The organism is Halococcus sp. IIIV-5B, from assembly GCF_003602035.1.
Taxonomy (GTDB): domain Archaea; phylum Halobacteriota; class Halobacteria; order Halobacteriales; family Halococcaceae; genus Halococcus; species Halococcus salsus.
The window spans coordinates 20,539-28,332 of sequence record NZ_QZWE01000036.1 but is presented as its reverse complement, the minus strand read 5'-3'; the positions used below and the strand labels follow the sequence as shown (position 1 = coordinate 28,332).

Annotated in this window: 11 protein-coding genes, 1 tRNA gene and 1 pseudogene; 7 read left to right on the top strand and 6 right to left on the bottom strand. The window is 66.3% G+C overall.

All coding sequences use genetic code 11. The features are described 5' to 3' along the window. The 3 genes and pseudogenes from D3261_RS17290 to D3261_RS17280 form a co-directional block, all read right to left on the bottom strand. Window positions 1–305, bottom strand: a pseudogene (locus D3261_RS17290) (DUF4129 domain-containing protein); the annotation flags it as partial. A gap of 54 nt (window positions 306–359) precedes the next feature. Then, window positions 360–710: a hypothetical protein gene (locus D3261_RS17285; RefSeq protein ID WP_120074517.1), complete on the bottom strand. Its 351-nt coding sequence runs from the start codon at window positions 708–710 to the stop codon at window positions 360–362. A 217-nt stretch (window positions 711–927) separates the two neighbouring features. After that, a tRNA-Tyr gene (locus tag D3261_RS17280) sits at window positions 928–1,001 on the bottom strand. 108 nt (window positions 1,002–1,109) lie between these two features. On the opposite strand from D3261_RS17280, the gene D3261_RS17275 reads away from it, so the two are divergent. The 4 genes from D3261_RS17275 (at window position 1,110) to D3261_RS17260 (ending at window position 3,732) form a co-directional block, all read left to right on the top strand. Continuing rightward, a complete protein-coding gene (locus D3261_RS17275; RefSeq protein WP_120074515.1) occupies window positions 1,110–1,625 on the top strand; it encodes a zinc ribbon domain-containing protein in 516 nt (171 codons plus the stop codon). A gap of 197 nt (window positions 1,626–1,822) precedes the next feature. Then, window positions 1,823–1,996, top strand: coding sequence for a ribbon-helix-helix domain-containing protein (locus D3261_RS17270; protein ID WP_029601858.1), 174 nt, complete (start codon window positions 1,823–1,825; stop codon window positions 1,994–1,996). A gap of 2 nt (window positions 1,997–1,998) precedes the next feature. Continuing rightward, window positions 1,999–3,141: a cell division protein FtsZ gene (gene ftsZ, locus D3261_RS17265; RefSeq protein ID WP_120074513.1), complete on the top strand. Its 1,143-nt coding sequence runs from the start codon at window positions 1,999–2,001 to the stop codon at window positions 3,139–3,141. A 219-nt stretch (window positions 3,142–3,360) separates the two neighbouring features. Next, window positions 3,361–3,732 (top strand): VOC family protein, encoded by a 372-nt coding sequence (locus tag D3261_RS17260; protein ID WP_120074511.1) that lies wholly within the window; start codon window positions 3,361–3,363, stop codon window positions 3,730–3,732. On the opposite strand, the gene D3261_RS17255 is transcribed toward D3261_RS17260, so the two are convergent. Next, window positions 3,729–4,691: a TIGR00269 family protein gene (locus D3261_RS17255; RefSeq protein ID WP_120074509.1), complete on the bottom strand. Its 963-nt coding sequence runs from the start codon at window positions 4,689–4,691 to the stop codon at window positions 3,729–3,731. The two genes, D3261_RS17260 and D3261_RS17255, sit on opposite strands and share 4 nt — an antisense overlap. Window positions 4,692–4,773: 82 nt before the next feature. Here D3261_RS17255 and D3261_RS17250 point away from each other — a divergent pair, with 82 nt between their 5' ends. Continuing rightward, a complete protein-coding gene (locus tag D3261_RS17250; protein ID WP_120074508.1) occupies window positions 4,774–5,133 on the top strand; it encodes a cupin domain-containing protein in 360 nt (119 codons plus the stop codon). 413 nt (window positions 5,134–5,546) lie between these two features. Here the strand turns inward: D3261_RS17250 and D3261_RS20125 are convergent, their stop codons facing one another. After that, window positions 5,547–5,714, bottom strand: coding sequence for a hypothetical protein (locus tag D3261_RS20125; protein ID WP_158589411.1), 168 nt, complete (start codon window positions 5,712–5,714; stop codon window positions 5,547–5,549). A gap of 20 nt (window positions 5,715–5,734) precedes the next feature. Here D3261_RS20125 and D3261_RS17245 point away from each other — a divergent pair, with 20 nt between their 5' ends. Beyond that, window positions 5,735–6,388, top strand: a complete 654-nt coding sequence (locus D3261_RS17245) for a hypothetical protein (RefSeq protein WP_120074506.1) — start codon at window positions 5,735–5,737, stop codon at window positions 6,386–6,388. Here D3261_RS17245 and D3261_RS17240 read toward each other — a convergent pair. Beyond that, a complete protein-coding gene (locus tag D3261_RS17240; RefSeq protein ID WP_120074505.1) occupies window positions 6,385–7,419 on the bottom strand; it encodes a guanosine monophosphate reductase in 1,035 nt (344 codons plus the stop codon). The genes D3261_RS17245 and D3261_RS17240 overlap by 4 nt on opposite strands. A gap of 102 nt (window positions 7,420–7,521) precedes the next feature. Between D3261_RS17240 and D3261_RS17235 the strand changes: the two genes are divergently transcribed. Beyond that, on the top strand, window positions 7,522–7,794 hold the full coding sequence (locus D3261_RS17235) for a hypothetical protein (RefSeq protein ID WP_233554026.1): 273 nt from the start codon (window positions 7,522–7,524) through the stop codon (window positions 7,792–7,794).

The window sequence follows — 7,794 nt, the reverse complement described above, 5'->3', positions numbered from 1 at the left end:
ACCCGTCGGAGGTCGCCGAGGTCGAACTCGTTCCAGAGCAGAACGAGGAGCACGAGCGCCATCACCCCGACCACGACGAGCAGGAGCTGAAAGAACTCGGCCGGGAACTCACCGGCCGTCTCCGGCGACGGCGACCCCCCGAGACTGAAGCCGCTACCCGACCCGAAGAAACCGCCGGAGCCGCCACCGCTCCCGCCGCCGGCTCCCTGGGTGGCCGTCGGGGCGTCGATGACGGCGGCCCCGACGGCGAGCGCGAGCACCGCGAGGAGGGCGATCAGCACCGAGGTGAGCCTGCTCCGATTCACAGCGAATAGCCGAAGCCGGCGTGTTTGAGCCTTTCCCTCACCTCACACGGTGGCCTAGACGGTGTCGGTGTCCTCGGCGTCGTCGAGCGCCGTGAGGTCGCGCTCGTCGTTGTACTCGCCTCGGCCGCCCGCCTCGCCGGTGAGTTCGCCGTGGAGTGCCTCGCGGACCTGCTCGGGCGTGTCGTACTCGTCGTCGAGCCGACGGAAGACGTCGCCCATCGACTCGGTCTCGTTCGGCATGTCGATCGGCTGGTCGGCGTACTCGGTCGCGAGGTCCTCGCTACTGACGGGGTACTTCCGCTCGCGGGTATCGGCCTCGACCTCGTCGAGGATGTTCTCGACGTGCTCGGCCCGGTCCCGCTGGCGGTCGCGTGCGTCGCTCATATCGGAGTTGTCGTTCGGCATACCCCGTCCTACGGGAGTCGGACGAAAAAACCCATCACCGGCGCACGCAACCCGACCGATCACGATGTCGGACGACGGCAGACGCTCCGCTCGACTCCGGTGTGACCGGTGCGGAAGTCCGCTCTCCCCGATTTGAATGTCGGAAGACGACCCGCTCGCTCCGCTCGCGCGCCGCGACTTCCGTGCTCAAATCGTGTCGACCGGATTTGCAAGCAAATCCGCTCTCCCCGATTTGAACGGGGGACAAGTCGATCTACAGTCGACTGCTCTGCCAAACTGAGCTAAGAGCGGTTACCGATACTACCCCGGTCGCCGGGTTTAAGAATTTCTGTTCGTGTCGGACGCGTGTGACGGCCGGGAAGATTGAAGTAGCCGGCTGTCGTTCCCTTCGGCAAACGGATGAGCAAGATCACGTTCCGCGCGGACGACGAGCTCATCGAGGAGCTCGAAACCCTCGACGCCTCGAAGAGCGAGGCGATGCGTGAGGCCCTCCGAACCTACCTCGCGCGGAACGAACCCACTGTGTCCGACACCGCCGACAGCCTCGATGCACTCGTCGCCGAACGGGTCGAGGCCATCGTCGACGACCGGCTGTCCGGTGCGTTTACGCCATCACAGCCCCAGGATATCAACGTAAACATCACGCTCGACGGCGCTGCGGTCGAAGACGACGAAGCGGAGTCGACCGCGCGTAAGACGCCGGCCCCGGACGCGCAAACGGGGTCGAACGAGCGTAAAACCTGCGGTCAGTGTGGCGAGGAACTCGCCTCAGAGGACGTTTACTGCCCGAATTGCGGGGAGAAGGCGAGCCATCGGGTGTTCTGTGAGTGCGGCGACGAACTCCGATCCGACTGGGGATTCTGTCCGAGCTGTGGTCGTCGGACGCCAGCAGCCAACGTTCTCGACGGACCGTAAACACCGAAAACCGGCCGTATACGGCGTTTGCGACCGATCCTCGAAGCCGTCTTACGCCTTCCGGTAGATTTATTACACCGGCGACGATTGCATACGATTGCGTAAGACGACCGTCTTACAGTCGGGTCGATGGAGACGACCTCCGGTTCCGTACAGCGGTTCCGGTCTGTAAGACGCGTCCCCACAGGAGACAACAAATGGAGCGTGTGACACTACGGATCCCGAAGCAGCAGATAGAGGAGGTCGAACAGATGGTCGAACTCGGTGAGTATCCCAACCGAAGCGAGGCCATCCGGGCGGCGGTGCGCCGGATGGTCGCCGAGGAGAACCAGAGCGAGCGACGGGCCGAGCGCCCGTTCGCGAGGGCCTGACGATGCAGGACATCGTCGAGTCCGCGCTCGAAAACGCCGAGAAGGAGAAACAGCGTCGGGACGAGACCGAACTCGACGAGTTCGGCGACCCCCGGATCGTGGTGGTCGGCTGTGGCGGTGCGGGCAACAACACCGTCAACCGGCTCTACAACATCGGCGTCGAGGGTGCCGAGACCATCGCGGTCAACACCGACAAACAGCACCTCCAGATGATCCAGGCCGATACCCGGGTGCTCGTCGGGAAGACCCTCACCCAGGGGCTCGGCGCGGGTGGCAACCCCGAGATGGGCGAGCGCGCCACCGAGATGGCCCGTGGCACCCTGAAGGACGTGCTCTCGGGTGCGGACCTGGTGTTCGTCACCGCGGGCATGGGTGGCGGCACCGGCACCGGAGCGGCCCCGGTGGTCGCACGGATCGCGGCCGACGAGGGTGCGATCGTGGTCGGGATGGTCTCGACACCGTTCAACGTCGAGCGCGCGAGAACCGTCAAGGCCGAGGAGGGGCTCGAGGAGCTCCGCAACGAGGCCGACTCGATCATCGTCCTCGACAACAACCGGCTGCTGGACTACGTCCCCAACCTCCCGGTCGGCAAGGCGTTCTCGGTGATGGACCAGCTCATCGCCGAGACCGTGAAGGGCATCGCCGAGACCATCACCCAGCCCTCGCTGATCAACCTCGACTACGCCGACATGACCTCGATCATGGACCAGGGCGGCGTCGCGGTGATGCTCGTGGGCGAGACCCAGGACAAGAACAAGACCGAGGAGGTCGTGAAGGACGCGATGAGCCACCCCCTCCTCGATGTGGACTACCAGGGCGCATCGGGTGGGCTGGTCCACATCACCGGCGGCCCCGACCTCACCCTGAAGGAGGCCGAGGAGATCGCCGAACGCATCACCGACCGCCTCGACCCCAGCGCGAACGTGATCTGGGGCTCCCGCATCCGCGAGGAGTACAAAGGGAAGGTCCGCGTGATGGCCATCATGACGGGTGTCCAGAGCGCCCAGGTCCTCGGTCCCGACGCCCAACAGCAGGCCGACCGCTCGCGGGCGGCGCTCGACGACGGGGAGTCGCTCTCCGGAGTGGAGTCGACCCGGGACGGCGACCGCGGCGAACAGCACAACGGCCTCGACGTCATCCGATAGGTCCCGCTGACCGGAGTGCCCTCCACGCACTCGAAATATTATATATACGATTTCTTTTGTTTTCTATCCGGCTTCAGTACTGCGTTTGCGACCGAACGTTCTAGATAGAATAACGTGATAGGTTCGATTGCTGGTTCGTGTACTACACGGTCGATGTCGGTCTCGTCGAGGTCGAAGCCGACCGACAGTCGTATTCTCGTGCGGGGAGAGCACCCGCACATGACCGATTGGCAGGGCGTCGACCACGTCCAGTTGTGTGTTCCGGAGGGCGAGGACGCGAGGGAGCGAGCGACGCGGTTCTACACCGAGGTTCTCGACTTTGATCCGCTCGACAAGCCCGACTCGCTCGACGGCACCGACAGCTTCTGGTTCGGAGCGGGTGGGGTCGAGATCCACCTCGGGCCCGAAGCCGGAACGGAGCGCTCACGTCGCCACCCCGCCTTCGTCGTGGACGAGCTCGAACCGATACGCGACCGGCTCGAAAGCGAGGGTATCGAGATCGGTTCCGAACCGCCGATCCCCGGTCGGGAGCGCTTCTCGTTTCGTGACCCGTTCGGCAACCGGATCGAGTGCATCGCGTACGAGGACTAGGCGGCGTGGACGGCCTCGGTGAGCTGGCAGGTCCGACAGAGGTCGCGGGTGGTGGCCGAACCGCACCGCTCGCACTCGCCGAGTTCGGGGCTGTCCTCGCGATAGGCACGGGCGGCGAGTTCGGCGAGCTCCTCGTAGCCCGCCATCACCGAGTGCCGCGTTCCGGGATGCTGGGCCTCCATCTTCAGGAGGAGTTCCTGGATCTCCTTTCGGTAGGCCTCACTGGAGTGGGGACACTCGGCCATGTGCACGGGTAGTTCGGCGAGGTGGGCGTAGAGCGCGACCTCCTTTTCGGGGACGTCCCGGAGGGGCTTCGCACGCGGGACGAACTCCGTGGAGTCGCTGCGCTCGGGAAACGGCCCGAGGCTGGCGTCGAAGTGTTTCGCCATCTGGGCGACGTCGCCCTCGAAGAAGTTCATCAGCGCGGTCTGGGCTTCGTCGTCCAAATTGTGACCCGTAAGGAGTTTGTCGGCGTCGAACCGTTCGGCGTAGTCCGAGAGCAGGTCGCGCCGGAAGACCCCGCAGTAGGCACACGGGGCCATGTTTTCGGGGTCCGTCTCGGCCACGTCGTCCATCTCCAGATCGAACTCGTCGGCGTAGCTCACGACCTCGTGGCGAATGTCGAGATCCCGAGCGAGTTCGCTGGCGGCGTCGAGGCTCTCGTCGCGGTAGCCTTCGATGCCCTCGTGGATCGTGAGCGCGACCAACTCGATCCGCGGGTCCTCGGTGAAGGTCTCGGCGAGGATCGAGGTGAGTACGACGCTGTCCTTCCCGCCCGAGAGCCCGATGAGCCAGGTCTCGGGATTTTCCGGACTCGCGTCGGGGCCGATGAGTCCGTCCTTGCGGACCCGCCGCCGAAGTCTGGACTCGACGGACTCCCGGAGGTGGTGCTCACAGAGGTGCGCGCCGGAGTAGGCCGCGTGGAGCACGGCCTCGCGGTCGCACTTCGTACAGTTCATGCCGCGAGTTGTCCGCTTCGGCGTTTCACGGTTTCGCCTCCAGAACCGACCCCTACTTCCCGTCGAGCGGTCTTCACCACCCATGGAGAAGACGAATCTCGACGAGGCCTTCGACTCGTTCGACGAGCAATGGTCGCCGCGGCTCGCGGGCGCGGTCAACGACCACGGCCTCAAACTCGCGAAGGTCGAGGGCGAGTTCGACCGGCATCACCACTCCGTCGACGAACTGTTCATGGTGCGCTCGGGCGAGGTCCGCTTCGAACTCGACGACGAGGAGGACGTAGTTCTGGGAGCCGGCGAGTTCGTGACGATTCCAGCAGGTGTGGAGCATCGGCCGGTGGCGGCGGACGAGGCCGAGATCCTGTTGTTCGAACCGACCGAGACGCGGAACACGGGAAACCGGGAGACCGAGCGGACTACTGAGGTCGAAGATCTGGATTGAGTTGTTCTGTTCTGTCGTTTCCCGCTGCTTGCTCAGCCAGTCGACTGCGCACGATTTCTAGAACTTTGATCAGTCGGCTAAGTGAGCATGATTTCGAATCCTGATCGGTCGGCCGAAGAGACGCGATTTCGAATCCCGGTGCAACTGAGAACCGCCACCGCTCCGCACCGCCCCGCGACGGCCACACCCTCCCCAACCGATTCAGCTCCCACTTTTTTACTCGTCGGATTTGCTCACTTCGTTCGCAAACCCCTCCTCGCAAAAACCTGTCTTGCTGAGTGCAACGAAGCAAGGCTCGGAAGACGCTTCGCGTCTTCCGGTGGACTAAAAAGACCGCTCGTTCGCCGATGGCTCACTCGCGGTACAGCACGACAACTACAACCGTGCACCACGCCCTCCCCAGCCGATTCGCTTCACTCGCTCCGCTCGTTTCGCTCATCCCTCGCACAGTGTCCGCGGTCGGTGCTCGTTTCCCTCGCACACGACCACGAGCGCGCGCCGACCGCTCCGACCGCAACCGCGACCGCACCGTCCGGAACCGCCTCCGCATCCGCCCGGTCGCCGCGGAAACCGTTTTCCACGGCGGGGGAGTAGTCGAGCCATGACCGGATTCACGCGTGCGGAGGCCGTCGAGCGGGTCGAGCAGCTCGTCTCGACGGTCGAATCGGAGCCGATGCCCGTCCCGGTGCGCGAAATATGGGTGTATGGGGATCTCGCGCTCGGTCTCGACCCCATCTCCCGCCTCGACGTCTACCTCACGAAGGACCTCCTCTTCCACGGCGACGCGGAGCGCGAGGCCGAGTTCGTCGATTCGCACGGTGTGGAGGGAATCGGCAAGACCGTGAGCGCGGAGTGGGCGGACGAACACCCGGAATACATCCGCGCGAGCGCGAACGGCTACGCCGCCCCCGAGAAGTGTCTCGCGGCCCACCTCGTTGGCGAGAACGAACCCATCCACCTCGAGGTCTGCAACGCGAGCTTCGACGACAACGTGACCCAGCGCCTCCGGGGCGCGATGGCCCACGGGAACTACGAGGAGCTCCTCGATCCTCGGGGGGTGTGCTGCTGGCTCGACGGCCGGCGCTCCGAGGAGGCCTTCGAGAAACTCGCGGGCGGCGAGTACGTCTTCCCGACGCTCGCCGACGCCTTCGCGATGATCGGCATGGACGAACCCGACTCCGAGCAGGCGGCGAACGCGGTGCGATCCTACCGCGAGAACCAGGACGGCCTCACCGTTCGTGGCGACGTGGTCTAGCGCTCGCGGACGCCGCCGTGGGACCCCGCCCTCGCCTGCGCGCCCGCGGAGTTCCTGACGAACTCGCCGTTCTCGCGTGCCGCCGCGAGGTCGGCCCCGCCGCAGTAGGAAAGCCCCGACCGGATGCCGGCTTCGAGCTCCCCGACCACGTCGGCGACCGACCCCCGATACGGCGTCAGCCCGGCGACCCCCTCGGCGGCGTCGACCGCGCCCTCCTTGTCGGTCCGCTCCGCACCCGCCTCGGCCGAGGCCATCCCGCGCGAGCGCTTGTACCGCTCGCCGTCGCGTTCGACGACGTCGCCGGGGGCTTCGGCCGTGCCCGCGAGCAGCCCGCCGACCATCACCGCGTCCGCACCCGCCAGCAACGCTTTCACCGCATCGGCGGACTTCGTGATCCCGCCGTCGGCGATCGTCGTGACCCCACACTCCGCGGCGGCGTCGGCGCAGTCGTCGACCGCGGTGAGCTGGGGCACGCCCGCGCCCGCGACCTCCCGCGTGGTGCAGTGCGAGCCGGGGCCGACCCCCACCTTCACGCAGTCCGCGCCCGCGGCCGCGAGATCCGCGACGCCCGCCGCGGTCGCGACGTTGCCCGCCACGAGCACTGTGTCGGGGAACGCCTCGTGAATCTCGGCGACCGCGTCGAGACACCGCTCCATGTGGCCGTGGGCGACGTCGACGACGACACACGCCGCGCCGGCCTCGACCAGTGCGTCCGCTCGCTCGACGAAGTCCTCCTCGATGCCGACCGCGCCGCCCGCCCGCTCGCCCGCCGCGACCACCCGCTCGATCTCGGCCGCTTGGTCGTCGACCGGCAGGAACCGATGAACGACTCCCAATCCACCGACCGCCGACAGCGCGATGGCCGTCTCGGCCTCCGTCACGGTGTCCATCGCCGCGCCGAGGACCGGGCTGTCGAGCGCGAGTCCCGGTGCGAGATGGGTTCCGAGGTCCACGTCCCCCCGGTGGTCGACCGCCGAGCGTTTCGGCACTACCAACACGTCGTCGTAGCTCACTCCGTCCCGTACCTCCATACGTAACCTTCCCCGGGTAGTGAGGCGACCCGTATCAACCTTCGTTTCCGCTCGGTGGACGGGAGAGGAACGCTTAGGGTGTCGCTCTTCGTTCGGCCGGTGATGACCCGAAAGACGGACGAAACCGAACGGTATCACCGGCGACGCGCCCTCGCGATGGCCGGCGGCGTTCTCGCGGTCGGCCTCGCCGGCTGTTCGAGCCTCGGCGGCGAAGGCGAGGACGGCGGTGGAGAGAACGAGGATGGTGGTGGCGGTGAGGATGGCGGTGGTGGCGGCGGTGAAGACGGTGGGGGCGAAAACGAAGACGGTGGCGGCGGCGGAGAGAACGAAGACGGTGGCGGTGAGAACGGCGGCGGCGAGGAAGAGGACGACTGA

Coding starts and splice junctions, on each gene's coding strand:
- D3261_RS17260 (WP_120074511.1), top strand. CDS start 3,361: ATGACCGATTGGCAGGGCGTCGACCACGTCCAGTTGTGTGTTCCGGAG.
- D3261_RS17240 (WP_120074505.1), bottom strand. CDS start 7,419: ATGGAGGTACGGGACGGAGTGAGCTACGACGACGTGTTGGTAGTGCCG.
- D3261_RS17235 (WP_233554026.1), top strand. CDS start 7,522: ATGACCCGAAAGACGGACGAAACCGAACGGTATCACCGGCGACGCGCC.
- D3261_RS17270 (WP_029601858.1), top strand. CDS start 1,823: ATGGAGCGTGTGACACTACGGATCCCGAAGCAGCAGATAGAGGAGGTC.
- D3261_RS17255 (WP_120074509.1), bottom strand. CDS start 4,691: ATGAACTGTACGAAGTGCGACCGCGAGGCCGTGCTCCACGCGGCCTAC.
- D3261_RS17245 (WP_120074506.1), top strand. CDS start 5,735: ATGACCGGATTCACGCGTGCGGAGGCCGTCGAGCGGGTCGAGCAGCTC.
- D3261_RS17250 (WP_120074508.1), top strand. CDS start 4,774: ATGGAGAAGACGAATCTCGACGAGGCCTTCGACTCGTTCGACGAGCAA.
- ftsZ (WP_120074513.1), top strand. CDS start 1,999: ATGCAGGACATCGTCGAGTCCGCGCTCGAAAACGCCGAGAAGGAGAAA.
- D3261_RS17285 (WP_120074517.1), bottom strand. CDS start 710: ATGCCGAACGACAACTCCGATATGAGCGACGCACGCGACCGCCAGCGG.
- D3261_RS17275 (WP_120074515.1), top strand. CDS start 1,110: ATGAGCAAGATCACGTTCCGCGCGGACGACGAGCTCATCGAGGAGCTC.